Origin of the sequence: Mucilaginibacter sp. UYP27 (assembly GCF_040547175.1) — a bacterium.
Lineage (GTDB): Bacteria > Bacteroidota > Bacteroidia > Sphingobacteriales > Sphingobacteriaceae > Mucilaginibacter.
This window is the reverse complement of the sequence record NZ_JBEPPE010000002.1, coordinates 143,681-166,298: the sequence shown is the minus strand read 5'-3', so window position 1 is coordinate 166,298 and position 22,618 is coordinate 143,681. Positions and strand designations below refer to the sequence as shown.

Below are 22,618 nucleotides of genomic sequence, written 5' to 3'. Positions count from 1 at the left end.
TCTATCGCCATTTATAATTCAATATGAATTTTCATTAAAACAAAAAAACCTGCCTTTTAAGGCAGGTTTTTATATATATGTTGAGTTTATTATCTTAAATTTCTGCGTAGATAGGTTTTGCAACGCCGTTATCATAAGCCTTTAAGTTCTTTTTCAGTAACTTACGCGCTACGTGGATACGGGTTTTAACAGTACCTATAGGGATAGTTAAATGATCAGCTATCTCGTGATATTTATGGCCTTCAAAATACATAGTGAATGGCACATAGTAATCTGATGGTAAACGATCTAAAGCACGTTTAATATCATCCATTACAAATTTTGCTTCACCCTGATTTTTAGTTGAACTAAATACCAGGTTAGGTGAAGAGATCTCATCGCTTTTAGTAACAAAAGTGCTCATTTTAACAAAACGGCGGTAGTTGTTGATGAAAGTGTTTTTCATGATGGTGTACAACCAGCCTTTAAGGTTGGTACCTTCTTTAAACTTGTTGTAGTAAGTTATAGCTTTCAACATTGTATCCTGAACAAGGTCGTTTGCGTCGTCAGCATCGTGTGTAAAGTGTAAGGCATATGACCTTAGTGAACTTGCTTGACGTAATACCAGGGTGTTAAACTCAATCTTTGTCATTCTGTTAATGTTTTGTATTGAGTGTTAAACAAACATGATACCAGTTTATGGAAAGAGTATGAAATTGCAATGATGCCTGTTTTAATGGAATCTGTCGCTCAAAACCATCTTAAAATTTACAAACAGCAGACAATTACCTATAAATAAGCTATTTACAATCATTTATCACCAATTTGTATTATTAACAGATTATTAGTAAATAGTTAAAACAATTAGTTGTTTAACCTACTGTAGATGAGTAGGGTGTAAAATTAAATTATAATTAATTTAATTAATCAATAATATTAACCTCGCGTTGAAGTGTAACGCCAAATTTAGTGTACACACTGTCTATGATTTGCGACGACAGACTGTACACTTCTTTGCCCGTTGCGCTTCCGTGGTTCACTAAAACCAGCGCCTGGTTCTTCCACGTACCTGTGTTACCAACGGTTTTGCCTTTCCAGCCACACTGCTCAATCAGCCAGCCCGCGGCAAGTTTTACTTGTCCGTCTGTTGTTGGATAGTTAACTATCTCCGGGAAATTTTGATGCAAGGTTTCAAATTGCGCTGCGGGAATCACCGGATTTTTAAAGAAGCTCCCCGCGTTTCCGATAGTAGATGGATCCGGAAGTTTAGATACACGAATGTGCGATACCACTTTTGATACATCCTCAATCGTAGGCTGTGGAATACCACGGTTGGCCAACTCTTGCTCTATCGCGCCATATTTTAGGTTGATGTTCGGCTTAAGCGATAAATGGAATTTCACCCCTACTATAATATACTGCCCCGCCAGTTCGGTTTTAAATACACTTTCGCGATAGCCAAACTTACAATCCGCTTTAGTAAATGTGCGGAAAGTACCAGTAGCTATCTCAAAAGCGCGGCAACTTGCAAACACATCCTTTAGCTCCACACCATACGCGCCAATATTTTGGATGGGCGATGCACCAACCGAACCGGGAATAAGGCTCAGGTTTTCCATACCGGCATAATTTCGATCAACACAAAAGTTCACCAGATCGTTCCATACCTCGCCTGCGCCCACTTCCACAAATACATCATCGTGGCTAATGCGGTGCTCTATCCCGCGGATGTTCATGCGGATAACCAGCCCGTCAAAATCTTTCACCATCAGCATATTGCTGCCGCCGCCTAAAACAAGGCGGTGCATTTGCAACCATTGCGGGTCGGCAAATAGTTCTTCCAATTCGTCCTCGTGGCTTATCTCTGCAAAGTAGTGGGCATTAACATCGATACCAAAAGTGTTGAGTTTTTTTAGCGATACGTTTTCCTGTATTTGCAGCATGGTTGATGATTTTGGAATGGGGCGAATTTCGGGATTTTATGAAGACTTGGCAAATTAAAAGAACCGGCATTTGCATTTCAAATTTCAATACCTTTACGTAACAAACTCCAGGCCTCGTGAAACAATTTTTTATTAAATACGCCCCAATATTACCCGGCGCTTTGTACGGTTTGGCTTTGCGCTTGTTGTTTAATATTCCATACGGCAGCAGTTTTAGTTTCACTGATCTTTTTTCGATAACTTTTATTTGGGTTGTACCCTTTATAATGGGAGTGGCCCCTTTGATCTTCGCCAAAAAAAGATATTTACGACATGTGAGTTACACTGTATTGGTACCAGTGTTTAGCGTTCTTTTATTTGCCGTAATTTGTTTTATGACAAGGATAGAAGATATCATTTGCATCGTTATTATTGCATTACCGTTTATACTTTGCGCTATAATCGGCGGGTTATTTTTTGGGCGTTTCATTTTAAAATATCGTGAGCGCAAGGGCATTGTATATTCTATATTATTCCTGCCAATACTTGCCGGCATTGCAGAAGAGCAGTTCGCAACGCCTTCCCAAGATTTTGAAATAAAAACGGTCAGGATCATAAATACCAACCAGGATAATATCTGGAAAAACGTTATCCGGGTCAAAAAAATAACCGACGATGAATATAATAAGGGCTTTTTTAATTATGCCGGCATTCCGAAACCAATATTTGCCGAACTTGATAAAGACACTATCGGGGCCACACGAATAGGGCACTTTGAGGGCGGGTTGCTTTTTAAAGAAACAGTAAGTTATTGGGATAGGAATAATAAGATCTCCTTTAATATCAAGGTTATTCCCTCAACTTTACGAAATACGGTATTTGACCAGCATTTGTTAACAGGTAAACACTTTGAATTTTTAACAGCCTCTTACAACCTTGCCCGCATAAACGATTCGCAAACACAACTAACTTTAACATCATCGTACCGGCTGGATACCCGCATAAATTCATATGCGTCTGTGTGGGGTAATAGCATGCTGAGTGATTTTCAAGGCAGATTACTTGATGTTATAAAATCACGTTGCGAAAAGGGACAATCACTTTAAACGCGCTAAATCGACTTATATACCTACCTCCTAAACCACTTCTTCCCCACCACCAACAACCCAAACTCTTCGGATGGGTTTTTTTCTGTTGATTTATGGTGGATCTTGTGTGCCCTGCGGATGGCGGACAGGTACCAATTACTGCTTTTGAATGCTTTGAAACGGTTATGTATAAACCAATCGTGAAAGATAAAATAAATGGTGCCATAGGTACTGATACCGGTACCTATCCAAAAGCGATAGTCTAAGGTAACATGCCCCGCCCACATCAGCCATAAGGCCATTGCAGCAAAACCTATGCTGAACAGATCGTTAAGTTCGAACCAACCATGGCGTTGTTGGTGGTGCGTTTTATGGATAAACCATAGCGGCCCATGGAACAGGAACTTATGCATAGCCCAGGACATTAACTCCATCCCGGCAATGGTTAATAGTACAATACCTATGTTGATTAATACCTGCATAAAATATAAAAGCAGAAACAAATGGGTTTGTTTCTGCTTTGGTTAAATCTAATATCGTAAATTAGATATGTATCGCCCTGTTCTCCGTTGCCGCTAAACACGCTTCGCGCATGGCTTCGGTGTAGGTCGGGTGGGCGTGGCTGGCACGGGTCACGTCCTCTGCAGAGGCGCGGAATTCCATGGCAATAACCGCTTCGGCTATCATATCTGCAGCACGCGGGCCTATCATGTGTACACCAAGTATTTCATCTGTAGTAGCATCAGCCAATACCTTTACAAAACCATCCAGATCGCCACTTGCACGGGCACGGCCACTGGCCTTGAACGGGAACGACCCTAATTTATACTTAGTCCCCGCCTCTTTTAATTGCTCTTCGGTATAACCAACCGCGGCAACTTCCGGCCAGGTATAAACAACACCCGGTATCAGGTTATAATTAATGTGTGGTTTTTGGCCGGCAATCAACTCGGCAACAAATGTACCTTCATCCTCGGCCTTATGGGCAAGCATAGCGCCTTTAACTACATCGCCAATAGCATAAACGCCTTTAACGCTGGTTTCCAGGTGCTCGTCAACCGTAATTTTGCGGCCACGCTCTTCAACGGTGATGCCTATTTTATCAAGGCCTAAACCATCGGTATAAGCAACACGGCCAACGGCTACCATGCAGTAATCGCCTTTAAGCTCTTGCTTTTCGCCTTTAGGATTATCAAACGTAACGGTAACCTCTTTGCCTTTGGCAGTAGCGCCTGTAACCTTGTGGCCCAGGTAAAACTCCATTCCTATTTTCTTCAGTACCTTCTGTAATTCGCGGCCCAGGCCCTTATCCATAGTGGGGATAATGCCATCCATATATTCTATTACCGATACCTTAGCACCCAAACGCGCGTAAACCGAACCAAGCTCTAATCCAATAACACCACCACCGATTAGTATAAGGTGTTTAGGGATTTCTGTAAGTGTTAAAGCCTCGGTTGAGGTGATTATGCGTTTCTTGTCAATTTTTAGGAAAGGCAGGCTTGCTGGTTTAGAACCGGTAGCGATGATCACCTTTTCTGTGGTCAGCTCGGTAATTTTACCATCAGTCGCAGTCACAATAATGGTATTTTTATCTTTAAAAGACCCCACACCCACGTGTACGTCAATCTTGTTTTTCTTCATAAGGTAAGTGATACCGCTGGTGTTGGCATCAACAACTTCCTGTTTGCGTTTTATCATCTGGCCAAAATCAATGCCCAGGTTATCCAATTTAATACCGTGCGTAGCGAAGGTATGGGCAGCGTTATGATAATTTTCCGACGAATCCAGCAATGCCTTTGAGGGGATACAGCCCACGTTTAAGCAGGTACCGCCAAGGGTGTTATATTTTTCAATAATTGCGGTTTTCATCGCCAGTTGGGCGCAGCGTATCGCCGCAACATAACCACCCGGACCAGAACCTATAACGATTACATCATATTGCATAGTAGTGTATTTTGGTGGTCAAAGTTAAGGAATGTTTACAGGCTTATAAATAGGTAATTGATTAAAATGTGAGGGGATTGACAAAGGGGGTTAGAGAGTAATTATCGGCCAAAACTTTGACTTTTACCAGTTGCGGCAACACCCGTGTGTTACACTATGTCACATTTAAGGTTATCGCTACGTTCGTGGGGCTTTTAATTCAATCTTTTTTAAAACGTCGACCCAAATGTCAAAGTGGACGTGGTCCTGTAAATGAGTGCACTTAACTTAACCATTGATTATTGGCATATTTTCGCTTCGAAACTGCCTTTGATGTAGCTATTATCAAATTTGGCATCAACCTTACCGGTAACTTTATCGGCCGTAATGGATGTTATCTCTATTACACTATCCGATGAAAACAAAGCGCCATCAGTAGAATTTGGGTCGTCTATTAATATATAGATGTCGTTCTCTTCAAACTTCCCTATCTTTTTAGGCACACTTAACCGCACAGAAAATTTACTGATGTCGGCGGCACAATCGTCGCCCTTATTTGCCGATAAATAAATCGCAAACAAGTCTTCGGGATTGTAATTCTGATAACTAAAATTAACGTTCCGAATAACTGCATTTTGTGCAGTAAATGTTGAACTGTAGATCTTGCCGGATACAGGGCCGGTGGCGGCTTCCGGTTGCGGATTATCCTTTTTTTTACATGATAAAACTAAAACCACTACAAATAGCAGGTAGAATTTAACTTTCATAATATTGAGCAAGTGATTGAAAGACTATAACCGTATGCTGAATAAATTGTTTAACTACAATTTTAAATTTACCTCTTTTGTAACACCTTCATCACTCGTTAGCATATTCCCCATTTACTTACTAAATTAGGCTCATCAAAAATAACTGACCATCATGAAAAAACTCTCCGCATTAATCTTGTTTATTGCTGCGACCTGTAGCGGCGTTTTTGCACAAAGTAACTACGTTAAAGAGCATTTTACTAAAAAGGATGTGTACATCACCATGCGTGATGGCGTGAAACTTTTCACCTCCATCTACACGCCAATTGACGCATCAAAGGATAAAAAGTATCCTATTATGATGCAGCGTACCTGCTACAGTATTGCCCCTTACGGCGAAACAAAATATCCCGGCTCTTTAGGCCCCTCAAAATACATTATGCAAGAGGGCTACATATTTGTTTACCAGGATGTGCGCGGCCGCTACAAAAGCGAAGGCACCTGGACCAACATGACCCCAGTTATCGACGATAAAAAAAGCAAAAAAGATGTTGACGAAGGTTCTGATACTTATGATACCATCGACTGGCTGATCAAAAACGCGGCCGGTAACAACGGCAAAGTTGGCCAGTGGGGCATCAGCTATCCGGGTTTTTACACTGCCGCCGGCATTCTGAGCAACCACCCTGCACTTAAGGCTTCGTCGCCGCAGGCACCTATCTCGGACTTTTTCTTTGATGACTTCCACCATAACGGAGCGTTTATCGAAAGTTACTTTTTCACCTTCCCTGTGTTTGGTGTGCAAAAAACGGATACTACTTCAAAGGCTTGGTACGCAAATACTATGTTTAGCCCCGGCACAAAAGATGGCTATCAGTTCCTAATGGATCTTGGCCCGCTTAAGAATGCCGACAAATACTATAAAGACAACTTTTTTTGGCAGGAAACAGTTAACCACCCAAGCTATGACGAGTTCTGGCAAAAACGTGGCTTGCTTAAACACTACAACAAAGTAAAACCTGCGGTGATGCTGGTTGGCGGCTGGTTTGATGCCGAAGATCTGACAGGCCCGCTGGCTATTTACAAAACCATCGAGAAGAAAGACCCGAGCGCTTATAACACCATTGTAATGGGTCCGTTTGGGCACGGCAGGTGGTCGCGCGAGACGGGGCACACCATGCACAGCAACATTTACTTTGGCGATAGCATTGCTACATTCTATCAGAAAAATATAGAGCAGAAATTCTTTAATCACTTCCTTAAAGGTAAGGGCGATAAAAACTCGGGCCTGCCCGAGGCTTATATGTTCAACACCGGTAAAAACGAGTGGCGCAAATTTAATAAATGGCCTGCTACCGAAGCAAGCCACCTTAAATTTTACCTGAGTGCCGATGGTAAATTGGCCGATGCAGCGCCTGCACAAGGCAGCACCACTTTTGTAAGCGACCCCATGAAACCTGTCCCTTACACCGAAGATAATACCACCACCATGGGCTTTACCCCGCACAACTATATGAGTGAGGATCAGCGTTTTGCGGGCCGACGTACTGATGTGCTGGTTTTCCAAACCGATGTATTAACTGATGATGTAACCCTTGGCGGCGAGATAATGGCTAACCTAAAAGTAGCTACCACCGGCACCGATGCGGATTGGATAGTGAAATTGGTTGACGTTTACCCTGCCGATGAGCCGAATAACCCATACATGCCAAACAAAAACATTATCCTGAGCAATTACCAGCAAATGGTGCGCTCGCAGATAATGCCCGCACGTTTCCGCGATGGGTTTGAGAAAGCCATACCGATGGTTGCCAACCAAAAAACAGATGTAAATTTTCACCTTAATGATGTGTTGCACACCTTTAAAAAAGGCCACCGCATTATGATACAGGTACAAAGCACATCGTTCCCGCTGTATGCTCGTAACCCGCAAAAATTTGTAGAGAACCCGTACAAAGCAGAAGCAACTGATTACCAAAAAGCAACCCACACCGTATTTAGCGACAGCTTTATTGATGTCGAGGTATTGAAGTAGGGTTAGTTATCAAAGAGTGGTTATTGGAGTGAGTTAATATTCTGATAATTTTTAAATTCATAAATTCCGGTTCAGACAAAATGAAAATACATTATAAGATCCTCAGCATTTTAGCTTTAGGCTTTTTCCCAATATTAGCCCATGCCCAACTCGGCACGCATAAAGAAGCCTTTACCCGTGCAGATACCTTGCGCGGGATGCTTACGCCTTTGCGTACCTGTTACGATATCAATTATTATCACCTTGATGTGAAGTTTGATATTGACAATAAAGCTATTAGCGGCAACGTGCTTTTTAAATACACCGCCACACAGGATTTCACCAAACTGCAATTTGACCTGTTTGCTAACCTTAAGATTGAAAAGGTGGTTTACAAAGGCAAAGAAGTGCCTTACACCCGCGAGTTTAACGCGGTGTTTGTAACCTTTCCGCAGACGATAAAAAGCGGCAGCAAGGACCAGTTTACCGTTTATTATTCTGGTAACCCTACTATTGCTAAGAATGCCCCATGGGATGGTGGCGTAGAATACAATGTAGATTCGCTTGGGCATAAGTGGGTATCTACCGCTTGCCAGGGTATGGGGGCCAGCGTATGGTGGCCTACCAAAGACCACCAGGCAGATGAGGTAGATAGCGTACTCATCAGCATCAGCGTGCCCAACGGTTTAAAAGATGTAAGTAACGGCCGATTAAGAAAAGTTACCAAATTGAACGATGGCTACACACGCTTCGATTGGTTTGTGGCTAACCCCATTAACAATTATAACATAGAGGCCAACATTGGCGATTATGTACATTACAGTGATACCTACATGGGCGAAAAAGGCAAACTCACTATGGATTTTTGGCCGTTAAGCTACGACCTCGAAAAAGCTAAAAAACACTGGGGCGCAAACGCCAAACCGATGTTAAAAGCCTTTGAACATTGGTTTGGCCCCTACCCTTTTTACGAGGATGGCTACAAATTGGTAGAAACCCACCACCTTGGGATGGAGCACCAAAGCGGTACGGCTTATGGTAACAAATTCCGCAACGGCTACCTGGGTCGCGATATGTCCGGCACCGGCTGGGGTTTAAAATGGGATTACATTGTGGTGCACGAGAGCGGCCACGAGTGGTTTGCCAATAACATTACGACTAAGGATATTGCCGATATGTGGGTACATGAGGGCTTTACCTGCTACAGCGAATCGCTTTTTGTGGAAGATAATTGGGGCAAACAGGCCGCGCAGGAATATGTGCATGGCTTGCGCTCAGGAATTCAAAATGATGGCCCGATCATCGGCCCATACAATGTGAATAAAGAAGGTTCGGGCGATATGTACCCTAAAGGTGCAAATTTGCTTAATATGATCCGTACGGTGATAAATGATGATGAGAAATGGCGGGGCATCCTGCGCGGTTTAAATAAAACCTTTTATCATCAAACCGTTACCAACGACCAGATCGTTAACTACATTAACGAGCAAAGCGGTAAAAACCTAACACCGGTGTTCGACCAGTATTTAAAATACAAGAACCTGCCAACGTTGGAGTTTGCTACCATCAACGGCAAATTATATAGCCGCTGGATAGCGGATGTAACCGGTTTTGCCATGCCTGTCCGCGTAAAAATCAAGGGCGGCGATTACCAGTATATCACACCTAAAATGAGGTTTAGCCCCGTGGCTATAGAGGGCGCTACTAAAGACAATATCGAAGTAGATACCTTTAATTATTACATAGGGGTGTTGGTGGATTAATTCATTAACGTCTTTACTTTTTTAAAAGGCCTTTCCAGTGGAAAGGCCTTTTTTTGTTATTCCTAATTGTCATTTCCACACTACGTTCGCTATGAAGCGTAGTAAAATAAATATTGAAAAACATGCAACTAACCCTACCAAGGTTGCGTCTAATGGTTAAACAAACACTAACCCAACCCCAATGAGAACATTAAAAACACTTTTAGTAGCTGCCGCATTAGTGGTAACAGCAGGCTTAGCAAAAGCAGATACTCAGGACCGCCACCTTACCGGCTTTAGCGCGGTAAGCGTTGCGGGTTCATACGATGTATTCATTACCCAGGGTTCGTCAGAATCTGTTAAGGTTGATGCCCCTTCAAATATCATCGACAAAATCATCACCGAAGTACAAGGCGGTGTTTTAAGAATTTACACTAAAGAAGGCACCAACTGGAACTGGAACAGCGGCAACAAAAAAATGATCATTTATGTGTCTATTAAAGATATCAATGCGGTTAGCCTTGCAGGCTCTGGCGATGTAGTATTTAAAGATGGTTTAAGGGCTACTTCATTAAAGATTAAACTAACAGGCTCAGGCGACATCAGCGGCAAGGTTGATGTTAAAAACCTGGAAAGCAGCATAGGTGGATCAGGCGATATTACACTATCAGGCCGTGCCGATAATTCGACAGTTAGCGTAGTAGGTTCAGGTGATTTTACAGGGCAAAATTTGGTTACTACCAACACCCAGGTTAAAGTTGCAGGTAGCGGTGATGCGAGGGTAAACGCGAATGATAAGATTGACGCTTCGGTTGTAGGCTCGGGCGATGTACATTACACGGGATCAGCCAAAAACATTTCAAGCTCAAAAGCCGGAAGCGGCAGCGTTAGCAGGATGTAATTCTGCTTTAACAATGATAAAGACCATACCGCACAAAAAAAGCCTCCCGAACATTCAGGAGGCTTTTTCTATTATATATGAATTGGTTATGCTAATTGCTTAGCTAACTTTTCTGCAAGTACTGATTTTGGTACAGCGCCAATTTGTTTATCAACAATTTCGCCACCTTTAAAGTATAATAAAGCCGGGATGTTACGGATACCGTATTTCATCGAGATGCCGGGATTGTTATCTACGTTAACTTTACCTACAATGGCTTTGCCATCATATTCTTTAGCAAGTTCTTCCACAACAGGGCCTACCATTCTACATGGGCCACACCACTCTGCCCAAAAATCTATAAGTACAGGTTTATCTGATTTAAGCACAAGTTCGTCGAAGTTTGCATCAGTTATTTCTAAAGCCATGATTTCTATTTTTTAATAATGTTATACAAATATATACTATTCAAATAGCTTGCCACAAGTAGCAGCATGACAATGTGACAATTATATTATCAACATCCTAAGATATGACAGGGCAACTTTATTTATGCTTAAGCGGGCTACTTTTGTGTGGAAAAAGTATTATTCCACCACTTCACTTATCTGAACAACCGGTGTAACATTCGTATAACTAGGAATATCATCCCTGATCGCTTTACCATGCGCTTTCATTCCATCATGAAAGGCTTTAATATTGTCAAAATACAAATAGCCTATCGCTAAATATGGGGTCGGTGCACCAGGCGCACCGCCGGCTATACCTTTGTCTATTGCAGTTGCTTTCATGCTATTCCCAAATAATTGTCTTAGCAATGGAAAGTGCTTGCCTGTGTAATAGCTCATATCAAACGTTTTACCTTCTCCATTTGGATAAAGTATCGCCACTTTAATCATACCTTTTTTTATTGCCTGGGCATTGGTTAGCTTTGGCTGGCAAACAAAAACAATTGCAATTGCCACAATTAGTAAATAAAATTTGGTTCTCATATAATTTGGCTTTAATGTTAGCTTTATCAGCAATTACATAATAATTAGGTTTACATCAACACCGCCTGCGCGTTCGTTAAATTAAAAATATCGGCCATCAACTCGTCGCTTGGGCTTACCTTGTGCGATTTGGAGAGTAGGTCTACATACATAGCCTCTTCCCCGTCCCTTATTTTAAACTTAAGCGCGCAGCTCTTGGCCGGGTACTTTTCGTTATTGGTAGTGATCACCTGCATCAGGTTATCCAATAACTGGTTGTTCAATGCTTTTACATCCAGGCAAACGGTAAGTGATTTGGTAAGTTTATCCCTCATTTCGGATAATAAACTAATCACCGTTACCCTCAAGTCCCAGTTATCCTTCTGGCGAAATTTCTCTTCAATACTGCCCTTAATATGCAGGAAGAAACCATCCACCATCATATTACGGAACTTCGCATAATCTTCACCAAAAAAAGCAAACTCGTAGCTTTCGTTATAATCCTCCAAAACAAACGTACCAAATGGCTTACCCATTTTGGTAGTTTTATGCTGCACATTTGCAACCAAACCGCCAATACAGATCTCGCCACGTTTACGCAGGTTGGCCAGGTTCTCCATCACCTCTTCCCCACCCTCGCCTGACCGTGCTTTCTGAATGTTTTTCAATTCTGTAATGCTGGTATTGCAATACTTATCCATCTCCAGCTTAAAGTTATCAAGCGGGTGGCCGGTAAGGTATATGCCGATAACGTCCTTCTCGTATTTAAGCTTTTCTATCAGCGGCCATTCCTCAGCTTCGGGCATAGCAGGTTCCGGGATGTAAGATGCAACCGAACCACCAAACAATGATGATTGCGAACTGCTTTGCGTGTTTTGGTAATCATTACCATATTTTATCAGGCGTTCTACCCCGCTCAAGATCCCATTCTCTGTTTTGGCGAAGAATTGGGCACGGTTTAACCCAAACTCGTCAAACGCGCCGCCGTAAACCAAATTTTCATAAGCCTTACGGTTAACCGACCGCGTGTTGGAGCGTTGAGCAAAATCATACACGCTTTTGTAAGGCCCGCGTTCAACACGTTCCTCAATAATACTTTCTACCGCTTTTTCGCCCACACCTTTTACACCCGCCATACCAAAACGGATAACCCCTTTCCTGTTGGCAGTAAAGGCCATATCACTCTCGTTAATATCGGGCCCTAAAACTTCCACACCCATGCGGCGGCACTCCTCCATAAAGAAGGTGATCTTCTCCATGTTGTTTTGGTTGTTCAATACCGCGGCCATGTATTCTGCAGGGTAATGCGCCTTTAAGTAAGCCGTTTGATACGCCACAAAAGCGTAACAGGTAGAGTGCGATTTATTGAACGCATACTGGGCAAAGGCCTTCCAGTCGGTCCATATTTTGATGAGTTTATCTTTGGGGTGGCCTTTTGCCATGGCCCCATCCATAAACTGGGCTTCCATTTTATTAAGAACCTCAATTTGCTTTTTACCCATCGCCTTACGCAAAACGTCGGCGTCGCCTTTACTAAAGCCCGCCAGCTTTTGCGACAGTAGCATCACCTGCTCCTGGTACACAGTGATACCATAGGTTTCGCCCAGGTACTCTTCCATGTCGGCAAGGTCAAACACAATAGGCTCCAACCCGTGCTTACGCTTTATAAAGTTGGGAATGTATTCTATAGGCCCGGGGCGGTACAGGGCGTTCATGGCAATCAGATCCTCAAACTTATCAGGCTTAAGGTCACGCAGGTACATTTGCATCCCATCGCTTTCAAACTGGAAAGTACCATTTGTATCGCCGCGTTGGTAAAGCTCATAAGTTTGCTCATCATCAAGCGGGATGTAATCTATCTCGATATGTACATCGTGGTTTTGCTTGATCAGCCTTAATGCGTCTTTAATAATGGTAAGGGTTTTAAGGCCCAAAAAGTCCATCTTAATTACACCGGCATCCTCAATTACGCGACCATCATACTGGGTAACCAGCAGGTCGGAGTCCTTAGCGGTAGCAACCGGGACGATCTCGGTTAGATCGTACGGCGCGATGATGATCCCTGCGGCGTGTACACCGGTATTACGTACCGATCCTTCAAGTTTTTCAGCTTCGCGAAGCACAATTCCCTTCAAATCGGTTGATTTGTAGATGGCCTGCAATTCGGGCACCTGCTCAATAGCCGTTTTTAGGTTGATCCCCAACGTTTCGGGCACCAGCTTTTTCATGGCATTCACGTCGCTCAGTGGCATATCCAATACACGGCCCACATCCTGGATGCTGGTACGGGCGGCCATAGAGCCGTAGGTGATGATCTGCGCTACCTGGTTCTTACCATATTTATCAACCACATAATCGATAACCTTTTGTCGGCCTGCATCATCAAAATCCGTATCTATATCGGGCATGCTCTTCCTGTCCGGGTTCAGGAAACGCTCGAACAGTAGGTTATACTTTAACGGGTCGATATTGGTGATCCCGGTACAATAAGCCACCACAGATCCTGCAGCTGATCCACGGCCGGGACCAATGAACACGCCAATATCGCGGCCATGCCTGATGAAATCGGCCACAATTAAAAAGTAACCGGCAAAACCCATCGTACGGATGGTGAACAACTCAAATTCTATCCGCTCCTCAGCCTCGGGGCTTATGTCTATATATCTTTCCCTGGCACCCATGTAGGTAAGGTGCTTCAGGTATTCCCACTGATTTAGCGTATCGGCATCTGCGGTGGTGTGAATCTTAAATTTTTCGGGGATAACAAAGTTGGGCAGCAAGATGTCCCTTTTCAGTTTAAGTACATCTACCTTGTCAACAATCTCCTGCGTGTTATCAAGCGATTCGGGGATATCGCTGAACAGCTTGCCCATTTCGGCCTGTGTTTTAAAATAAAACTGGTCGTTGGTAAAGCCAAAGCGGTAGCCTTTGCCGCCTTCTTCGTCTGTAGCTATGGGTGTGCTTTGCAAGTCGCCGGTGTTTACACAAAGCAAAATGTCGTGGGCGTTACTATCCTGCTGATCCACGTAGTGCGAATCATTTGAACAGATAACTTTTACATTGTATTTCTTGGCAAATTTAGCCAGCACCAGGTTAACGGTGTTTTGCTCGGGGATGTCGTGGCGTTGCATCTCTATGTAGAAATCTTCGCCAAACAGGTCAAGCCACCATTTAAACTCTATTTCGGCAGCGGCTTCGCCATCGCGCAATATAGCTTGTGGTACCGATGCACCAAGGCAGCAAGTAGTAGCAATAAGGCCTTTATGGTATTTCAGGATCAGTTCTTTATCAATACGCGGCCACTTGCTGTAAAGGCCTTCCATATAACCTAAGGAGCATAGCTTGATGAGGTTTTTATAGCCTTCGGCATTTTTAGCCAGCATTAACTGGTGGTAACGCTTATCCTTTTTCTCTTTGGTAAATTGCTTTTTGTGCCGGTCATCAACCACATAAAACTCACAACCCACAATGGGTTTTACGTTATGCTTACCCGCTTCGGCCACAAATTTGAATGCGCCAAACATGTTGCCGTGGTCGGTAATGGCCAGGGCCTTCATACCATCAGCTGCTGCCTTTTTATATAGTTTTGATATATCGGCGGCACCGTCAAGTAACGAGAACTGGGTGTGTACGTGTAAGTGCGAAAATTCGGGCATGTATTATCTCTTTCTGCTGATCCTGTGGAATACAAATTTATCAAAAAACAAAAACTTAGGGCAGTGTTGTGGATAAATTGGTGCTAATTTACAAAGCCATTAATGTTGCCTTTAAAATAAACGTACTTATAGTCAAATTATCGTAATAAGAGAAAAACAATAGCTGGATATATGTGTTAAAAACGCGTATAGTACAGTTTTTAGCACATAATTTGCACAACTAAAAGTAGACACCCTAACCTTTACGAATTTGGAACGATTTGGACGTATAGCCCTTAAAACAATTCTTTGGATAATTGCGAGTGTCATCTTTTTGATATTGCTTGTAGTTATTTTGATACAAGTACCCGCCGTGCAAAATTTTGCTAAAGACAAGGCTGTGACTTTTTTGCAAAATAAAATCCACACAAAAGTCGAGATAGGCCACATTAGCTTGGGCCTGCCTAAAATGCTGGTGCTTGAAGATGTTTACTTTGAGGATCAAAAAAAAGACACCCTTATTGCCGGTGATAAACTGAAGGTAGATATTTCAATGCTTAAGCTGTTGAAAAGCAAAGTTGAAATAAATGAGATTAACTTGGAAGGCATTACCGCAAATATCAGCCGGGGGCCGGATAGCCTTTTTAACTTCGATTATATTATTAAAGCCTTTGTGGGCGAGCAAAAAAAAGAGGTCAAACCCGAGGACACTACCTCTACCATGAAGTTCTCGCTGGATAAGATCATCCTCGATAGGATAAATATAAAATACAAAGATGTAACTACAGGCAACGACGTTAAATTTTTGCTGGGCCACTTTGATACCCGCATTAAGGATTTCGACCTGGATAAGATGAAGTTCACCATTCCAAAAATTAACTTAAGTGGGGTGAATGCCAGGATTATCCAAACGCCCGCCGGTTCATCCATAAAACAAGCTGCTACTATTGACACCGCTACCAAGCCATTAAATATGGACATTGCCCTGGGCGAGATCAACATAGACAAAGTTAAGGTTGATTACAAAAGCAGCGAAATGGCCGCCAAGGTTGATCTGGGTAAGTTTTTGGTAAACATGGATAAGATAGACATGAAGAACCAGCATGTGGGCATCAAATCTATCGAGTTGGCCAATACAAACGCAGGTTTAAGCTTTGCTAAGCCGGCCACCGTTACCAAGGCTATAGAGAAAACCATCAAAAAAATAGATACCCTTACCTCCAGGACACAGGCTAAAGGCTGGAGCGCCAATCTGGGTAAAGTGATCTTTGCCAATAACAATGTCAAGTTTGATAATGACGCGCAAAAACCGATACCCCGCGGTTTGGATTTTGCGCACATGAACATCAAAAACTTGAACGCCAATGCCGAGAATATCGCCTACGCAACCGATAGTTTGTCGGGCCGGATCAACTCTTTTACGTTCACTGAAAAAAGCGGGTTGGCTATAGATAAATTCCACACTACGTTCTTCTATGGGCCAAAGAATGCTTATCTGAAAGACCTGCTGGTACAGACCCCGCGCTCGGTTATTCAGAAGGACCTGCAGGTTGGTTACCCATCTATCGAATCGCTTACTAATAACCTGGGCAAACTAAGCATCAACGCCAATTTAGACGGCAGCAAGCTTGGTTTACGCGATGTATTGCTGTTGATGCCTACCAGGGCCTCTATGGAGCCTTTTAAATCATCGCCAAATTCGACCATTAAGATAAACGGAAAAGTTAACGGCACGGTAGATAACCTGCATATCCCGAATATCGAGATCAGCGGCTTTGGCAACACTTATGTGAAAGCAACTGCCAACATGCGCGGCTTGCCAAATGTAGAAAATTCGGTGTTTGATGTTACCATTAATGATTTCCGCACTACGCGTAATGATATTGCCCGCCTGGTACCAAAAGGCACCATCCCACCAAATGTGAGCGTGCCCGAAAACATGGACCTGAAAGGCACCTTTAAAGGCAGCATGAAAAACTTTAACACTAAAATGGCCCTGCGCAGCAGCTATGGTGCGGTTGACCTGGTGGCCGCCATGAAGAGCGGTAAACGCAAAGGCAGCGAAACATACTCGGCTAATATCAAAGCCAATAACCTCAACGTAGGCGCTTTAACCAAGCAGCCGCAAATGGTTGGCTTTGTAACCATGAAGGCCAACATCAGCGGTACCGGCCTCGACCCAAAAACTGCCAGCCTTAAGTTTAGCGGCGATGTTGTGAGCGCAAATGTAAAAGGTTATACCTATCGCAATTTAGTGATGAACGGTACCGCCCGCAACGGCAGCTACGTAGCCAAGGCCCGTATGAAAGACCCAAACATCAACTTTAGTTTGGCTGCAAAGGCTAACATGAACAAAAAATATCCATCGGTTAATGCCACACTTTCGGTGGATAGCATCGATCTGCAGAAATTGCATTTCACGGCTAATCCTATGCGTTTCCACGGTAAAATTATTGCTGATGTGCCAACTGCCGACCCGGATTATTTAAACGCCAAAATATTAGCTACCGATCTTATTGTAAACAACAACGGTCAGCGCATCCAATTGGATACCGTAAGCCTGATATCTACAGCTACGGCCGATAGCAGCACATTGTATTTAAAAGCGCCTATGTTTTACGCTCACATGGCGGGCAAGTATAAGCTAACCCAAATTGCGCCGGCCATACAGGATGTGGTTGATAAATATTACAACACCAGCCTGGGCAGCAAAACACCTCGTGTTAAAGTTAAATATTTACCGCAGCAATTTACTTTTGACGCCCGTTTGGTTAAAACACCGTTGGTAACCCAATTTGTACCCGACCTGAAACAGCTTGACCCGGTATTATTTAACGGCCGCTTTAACAGCACCACCGGCGAGTTGATCGTAAACGGATTGGCACCAAAGGTAATTTATGGCACCAATACGGTTAACAACCTAAAGCTTGCTATTAATACCAGTAACGCTTTAAACTATAACCTAACTGTTGACGAAATAAAAGTAGGCTCATCTCTCGATTTGTTGTTCACCAGCGTATCTGGCAGCGCCCTGAATAATAAAATGGGTATCAGCCTGCAAGTTAGGGACGCTGCAAAGAAAGAGCGTTATCGCATTGCAGGCCAATTCAGCGCCATGCCAAATGAATACCAGTTCAGCTTTTTGGAGAACGGCTTGCTACTCGATTATACAGCATGGTCGGTTAACCCAAACAACGCTTTGATGTTTGGCGGCAAGGGGATCCTGGCGCGTAACTTTAGTATATCTAACACCAACCAGGTACTAAGCGCCAATACAACATCCGGCCAGTACAATGGGCCAATAAATATCGATTTCAAAAACTTCCGTATCGAAACCTTAACCAAACTGGCTAAGCAAGATTCGTTGTTGGTTGGCGGTACCATTAACGGTAACGCCGAGGTTAGCAACTTCCAGAAATCACCGGTATTTACCGCGGCACTTAACGTTAACGACTTTAGCTTTAAAGGCGATACGGTGGGCAATATCGCACTGAAAGTGAACAACCAAACCGCTAACACTTATGCCGCCCAAATGAGCATAACCGGCCGTGGCAACCAGGTTGACCTGAATGGCTTTTACTATACCCTGCCCGAAAGCAGGTTTGACATGAACCTGAACATCGTTAACCTGGGAGTGAAGAGCATTGAAGGTTTTAGCTTTGGTGCAATCAAAAACTCGAGCGGTAATATCACCGGTAACTTAAAAATAACGGGGACCACCACCGCGCCGGCCGTGCGGGGGAACATCAATTTTACTAAGGTTGGGTTTAATGTGAGCATGCTTAACTCCTACTTCACCATGCCGCAGGAGAGTATTACGTTTAATGATGAAGGCATCCGCTTTAACGACTTTACTTTAGTGGATTCTACCGGCAACAAGGCGATCGTATCGGGTTCGGTGTACACCAAAACCTATACCGACTTTAAGTTTGGCATGAACATAAAAGCCAACAACTTCCGCGCGATAAATTCTACCAAGGCAGATAACAAATTATTTTACGGTAAGCTGTATATGGATACCGATATCAAGATCCGTGGCGATATGGCTAAGCCGGTGGTTGATGCAACCCTTAACGTAAACGATAAAACGGATATGGTATTTGTGCTGCCAACCAGCGATCCGGGCGTTGAAGACCGTAAAGGTGTTGTGGAGTTCTGGAACTCGAGAGACCCGAAAATGGATTCGATATTAGTGGCGCGCCAATTGGATTCGTTAAAAAAATCGGAGATTACCGGGCTTGATGTGAACGCCACTGTTAACATCGATAAAAATGCCAAATTTAACATTGTGATAGATGAGCGTAATGGTGACGTGGTTGAACTTTTGGGCGAAGCACACTTAAGCGGCGGCATAGACCCAAGCGGCAAAACCAGTTTAACTGGTACATACATTGTAAACCGCGGATCGTACAATTTATCGTACGCCACCGTATCGCGTAAGTTTAACTTTAAACAGGGCAGTACTATTACCTGGACGGGCGACCCAACCAGCGCGAATATAGACCTGACTGCTATCTATGTAGCCAACGTGCCGCCGATAGACCTGGTAGCGAACCAACTTAGCGACGAGAATTCTACCCAATACAAACAAAAACTACCGTTCAACGTAAATCTTAACTTACGTAACGAGTTGATGAAACCAAACATCAGCTTTGACATTACCTTGCCGGATAGCAATTACAACGTTGCTGCCGAAGTAACTAACACTGTTGAAACCCGCCTGTCGCAAATAAGACAAGACCCTAACGAGTTGAACAAACAAGTGCTTGGCGTATTGGTACTGGGCCATTTTATTGGCGATAACCCGCTGCAAAGCCAGGGCGGTAGTGCAGGTGTGCAGGGTGCTATCCGCAACAGCGTAAGCAGCTTATTAACCGACCAATTAAACAGCCTTGCAGGCGGTTTAATATCTGGTGTAGATTTGAACTTCGGTTTAACATCCGGGCAGGACTATTCATCCGGCACGGCAACTAACCGAACAGATTTAAACGTGGGGCTATCTAAAAGGTTCCTCAACGACAGACTTACGGTATCGATTGGCAATAACTTTAACCTCGAGGGCGCGCAACAGGGGCAAAAAGCCTCTAATATAGCGGGTAACGTATCGGTAAATTACAAGTTGAGTAAAGACGGCCGTTACACTTTGCGTGCATACCGTAAAGATGAGTTTGTGGTTATACAGGGCCAGATCGTAGAGACCGGTTTAGGCTTCTCATTAACAGTTGACTATAACCGTTTCCGCGAGATCTTCCGTAAACGTACCGAAGAAGAGAAAGCGATGCGCAAGAAATACAAAGAGGAGCAGAAAGTTAAAGACGAACAGGAAAAAGCCTCGCAAGAAAAAGCTAAAGAAGACAGAACTAAGACCCAGACCACTACCTTATGATAAAACGGATAATTTATTTACTATCGCTGGCCATAATTTTAAACGCTTGTAGTACCACCAAATATGTACCCGAGGGTGAAAAATTATACACCGGCGGTACCGTAAAGGTTGATGACAAGAACATATCAAAAGGTGATGCGAAAGCGCTTAGTGCCGAAATGAAAACGCTGATACGCCCTAAACCAAATGCGTCGTTACTGGGCATGCGCATTAAACTTTGGTTATATTATAAAACAAAAGCCCGCCATGGTTTTATCCAAAAATTCTTGAGCAAATATGGCGAACCCCCTGTGTATGTAAGTCAGTTAGACCTTGCAAAAAATAGCGAGATCATGATTAACCGCCTGCAAAACGAAAGTTATTTTCAGGCGGCGGTTAGTGGCGATACTGTTGGTAAAAAGAAAACCGCTTCGGCTGTGTTCACAGCGTTGCCCGGCCCTTCATATACCATTCGTAATATAACTTTCCCTGGTGCAACAGATAATAATTTAGATACCGCTATTAAAGGCGCTCAGGCTGGTACACTATTAAAAACAGGCGATAAGTATAATCTGGACGTTATTAAATCAGAACGCATCCGTATTGATACGCGTTTGAAGGATGAAGGATTCTTCTTCTTCTCGCCCGAACAACTGATAGTAAAGGTTGATAGTACGGTAGATACCCACAAGGTAGACCTGTTGGTTAAGATCAAGGAAACAACACCGGAGCGTGCCCGCGAAATTTACACCATTCGTAATATATACATTTACCCGAACTACTCTTTGCGGGATACTTCCTTAAAGCTTGACCAGGCTAAGCCTTACCGCTGGTATAACATTGTAGACCCGCGTAACACAGCAAGGCCATACCTTTTTGCAAATACGGTGCTACTGCACCCTAACGATGCGTACAGCCGCACTACCCACAATAACTCACTTAACAGGTTCATTAATTTAGGCCCATACCGATATGTCAAAAACAGGTTTGAAGATGTAACGCCCGATTCGCCAAAACTGGATGTTTATTACTTCCTTACCCCTTACAAACGCAAATCGCTACAGGCAGAAATTATTGGCCGCACCACATCAGCAAATTATACCGGTACACAAATAAACCTGAGCTGGAAAAACCGCAACGCCTTTAAAGGTGGCGAGTTGCTTACCGTAACCTTATTTGGTAGTACAGATGTGCAGATAGGCGGGCAAAATAACGGCTTTAACGTATTCCAATATGGTGTGCAAACCAGCCTGTCGTGGCCGCGCCTAATAACGCCGTTCAAGTTAAATTCATCAAACGCTTATATACCACGTACGGTGTTATCTTTAGGATACACATCGGTTACGAGGCAAAAGCTATACTCTCTTAACTCGTTTACAGGATCATTCGGATATCAGTTTAAAACCAACGTGCATAAGACGCACGAGTTAAATTTGCTGGAAGCGACTTTTGTAAAACCACGTACTGTAGATAGTTTATACAGGGATAGTATCAATAACCCAAACAACCGCAACCCGTCGCTCAAACACGTTATCGATCCTCAGTTTACATTAGGCCCAAGCTATGCTTACACTTATGATAACACCACAGAAGATTACCGTACCAACAGCATTTATTTCCGCGGCAAGGTAAGCTTGTCCAACAACCTTTATGGTATTATTACCGGTGCCGATACGCTGGCTGGTAAAGAGAAAAAACTATTTGGTACCATATTTAACCAATACGCCAAGGTAGAGAGCGAGATAAGGTTTTTCCACAAACTAAGCGTCGGCAGCAAAATTGCCACGCGCTTTTTAGTGGGCGTTGGTTTACCATACGGTAACTCAACAATATTGCCTTACAACCAGCAATTTTTTATTGGCGGGCCAAACAGTTTAAGGGGCTTCAGGCCACGGTCAATAGGCCCGGGCAGTGTAGACCCTACTCCACTTAGCGGAGATAGCTTTATTGCCGACCAAAGCGGCGACATAAAATTGGAGGCAAATATTGAGTATCGCCAAAAGCTATTCAGCATTGTTTACGGTGCTTTATTTGCTGATGCAGGTAACATCTGGAACGCTAAGCCACACCAGGCCGGCGGTACATTTGGCCCTAAGTTTTTAACACAATTAGCGGTTGATGCGGGTGTAGGTTTAAGGTTTGATGCCACCATATTGGTGCTGCGTACCGATCTTGGTTTCCCGCTTATGAGGCCTTATGCTGATGTAACCGGGTCACGGTCTATAAGCCCAAGTTTTAAAAATGCTATTTTGAATATCGCTATCGGTTATCCGTTCTAAACAATTACTGTCCCGATAGCTAATGGGATAGTGATTGTAATATTAAGAGGTTAGATTCGTCTAATCCC

At 43.4% G+C, this 22,618-nt stretch carries 14 protein-coding genes; 6 read left to right on the top strand and 8 right to left on the bottom strand.

The window, feature by feature from the left end:
- Nucleotides 1-94 precede the first annotated feature (94 nt).
- Complete coding sequence (locus ABIB39_RS08560; RefSeq protein ID WP_354429040.1) at nucleotides 95-631, bottom strand: RNA polymerase sigma factor; 537 nt, start codon at nucleotides 629-631, stop codon at nucleotides 95-97.
- Nucleotides 632-902: 271 nt separating this feature from the next.
- Entirely contained in the window at nucleotides 903-1,922 is a 1,020-nt protein-coding gene (gene murB / locus ABIB39_RS08555; RefSeq protein WP_354429038.1) for a UDP-N-acetylmuramate dehydrogenase, read from the bottom strand.
- A 374-nt stretch (nucleotides 1,923-2,296) separates the two neighbouring features.
- Here murB and ABIB39_RS08550 point away from each other — a divergent pair, with 374 nt between their 5' ends.
- On the top strand, nucleotides 2,297-3,007 hold the full coding sequence (locus tag ABIB39_RS08550) for a hypothetical protein (protein WP_354429037.1): 711 nt from the start codon (nucleotides 2,297-2,299) through the stop codon (nucleotides 3,005-3,007).
- A 23-nt stretch (nucleotides 3,008-3,030) separates the two neighbouring features.
- Here the strand turns inward: ABIB39_RS08550 and ABIB39_RS08545 are convergent, their stop codons facing one another.
- From ABIB39_RS08545 to ABIB39_RS08535, 3 genes are all read right to left on the bottom strand, one after another.
- Nucleotides 3,031-3,471 carry a sterol desaturase family protein gene (locus ABIB39_RS08545; RefSeq protein WP_354429036.1) on the bottom strand — a complete coding sequence of 147 codons (441 nt, stop codon included), beginning with the start codon at nucleotides 3,469-3,471 and terminating at the stop codon, nucleotides 3,031-3,033.
- A gap of 61 nt (nucleotides 3,472-3,532) precedes the next feature.
- A complete protein-coding gene (lpdA, locus tag ABIB39_RS08540; RefSeq protein ID WP_354429034.1) occupies nucleotides 3,533-4,936 on the bottom strand; it encodes a dihydrolipoyl dehydrogenase in 1,404 nt (467 codons plus the stop codon).
- A gap of 278 nt (nucleotides 4,937-5,214) precedes the next feature.
- The gene (locus ABIB39_RS08535) at nucleotides 5,215-5,682 is read right to left on the bottom strand and encodes a hypothetical protein (protein WP_354429032.1); all 468 of its coding nucleotides are present in this window, start codon (nucleotides 5,680-5,682) and stop codon (nucleotides 5,215-5,217) included.
- 154 nt (nucleotides 5,683-5,836) lie between these two features.
- Here ABIB39_RS08535 and ABIB39_RS08530 point away from each other — a divergent pair, with 154 nt between their 5' ends.
- From ABIB39_RS08530 to ABIB39_RS08520, 3 genes are all read left to right on the top strand, one after another.
- Nucleotides 5,837-7,699: a CocE/NonD family hydrolase gene (locus tag ABIB39_RS08530; RefSeq protein ID WP_354429030.1), complete on the top strand. Its 1,863-nt coding sequence runs from the start codon at nucleotides 5,837-5,839 to the stop codon at nucleotides 7,697-7,699.
- Between the two features lie 80 nt (nucleotides 7,700-7,779).
- Nucleotides 7,780-9,441 (top strand): M1 family metallopeptidase, encoded by a 1,662-nt coding sequence (locus ABIB39_RS08525; RefSeq protein ID WP_354429028.1) that lies wholly within the window; start codon nucleotides 7,780-7,782, stop codon nucleotides 9,439-9,441.
- A 181-nt stretch (nucleotides 9,442-9,622) separates the two neighbouring features.
- Nucleotides 9,623-10,321, top strand: coding sequence for a head GIN domain-containing protein (locus ABIB39_RS08520; protein ID WP_354429026.1), 699 nt, complete (start codon nucleotides 9,623-9,625; stop codon nucleotides 10,319-10,321).
- An 86-nt stretch (nucleotides 10,322-10,407) separates the two neighbouring features.
- Here the strand turns inward: ABIB39_RS08520 and trxA are convergent, their stop codons facing one another.
- The 3 genes from trxA to dnaE form a co-directional block, all read right to left on the bottom strand.
- Nucleotides 10,408-10,728 carry a thioredoxin gene (gene trxA / locus ABIB39_RS08515; protein ID WP_354429024.1) on the bottom strand — a complete coding sequence of 107 codons (321 nt, stop codon included), beginning with the start codon at nucleotides 10,726-10,728 and terminating at the stop codon, nucleotides 10,408-10,410.
- A 159-nt stretch (nucleotides 10,729-10,887) separates the two neighbouring features.
- Nucleotides 10,888-11,292 carry an EthD family reductase gene (locus tag ABIB39_RS08510; RefSeq protein WP_354429022.1) on the bottom strand — a complete coding sequence of 135 codons (405 nt, stop codon included), beginning with the start codon at nucleotides 11,290-11,292 and terminating at the stop codon, nucleotides 10,888-10,890.
- 50 nt (nucleotides 11,293-11,342) lie between these two features.
- The gene (gene dnaE, locus ABIB39_RS08505; protein WP_354429021.1) at nucleotides 11,343-14,927 is read right to left on the bottom strand and encodes a DNA polymerase III subunit alpha; all 3,585 of its coding nucleotides are present in this window, start codon (nucleotides 14,925-14,927) and stop codon (nucleotides 11,343-11,345) included.
- Nucleotides 14,928-15,177: 250 nt separating this feature from the next.
- Here dnaE and ABIB39_RS08500 point away from each other — a divergent pair, with 250 nt between their 5' ends.
- Together ABIB39_RS08500 and tamL are read left to right on the top strand one after the other, a co-directional pair.
- Nucleotides 15,178-20,292, top strand: coding sequence for a translocation/assembly module TamB domain-containing protein (locus ABIB39_RS08500; RefSeq protein ID WP_354429019.1), 5,115 nt, complete (start codon nucleotides 15,178-15,180; stop codon nucleotides 20,290-20,292).
- Entirely contained in the window at nucleotides 20,289-22,550 is a 2,262-nt protein-coding gene (tamL, locus tag ABIB39_RS08495; protein ID WP_354429017.1) for a translocation and assembly module lipoprotein TamL, read from the top strand. The genes ABIB39_RS08500 and tamL overlap by 4 nt, the downstream gene beginning before the upstream one ends.
- Nucleotides 22,551-22,618 lie beyond the last annotated feature (68 nt).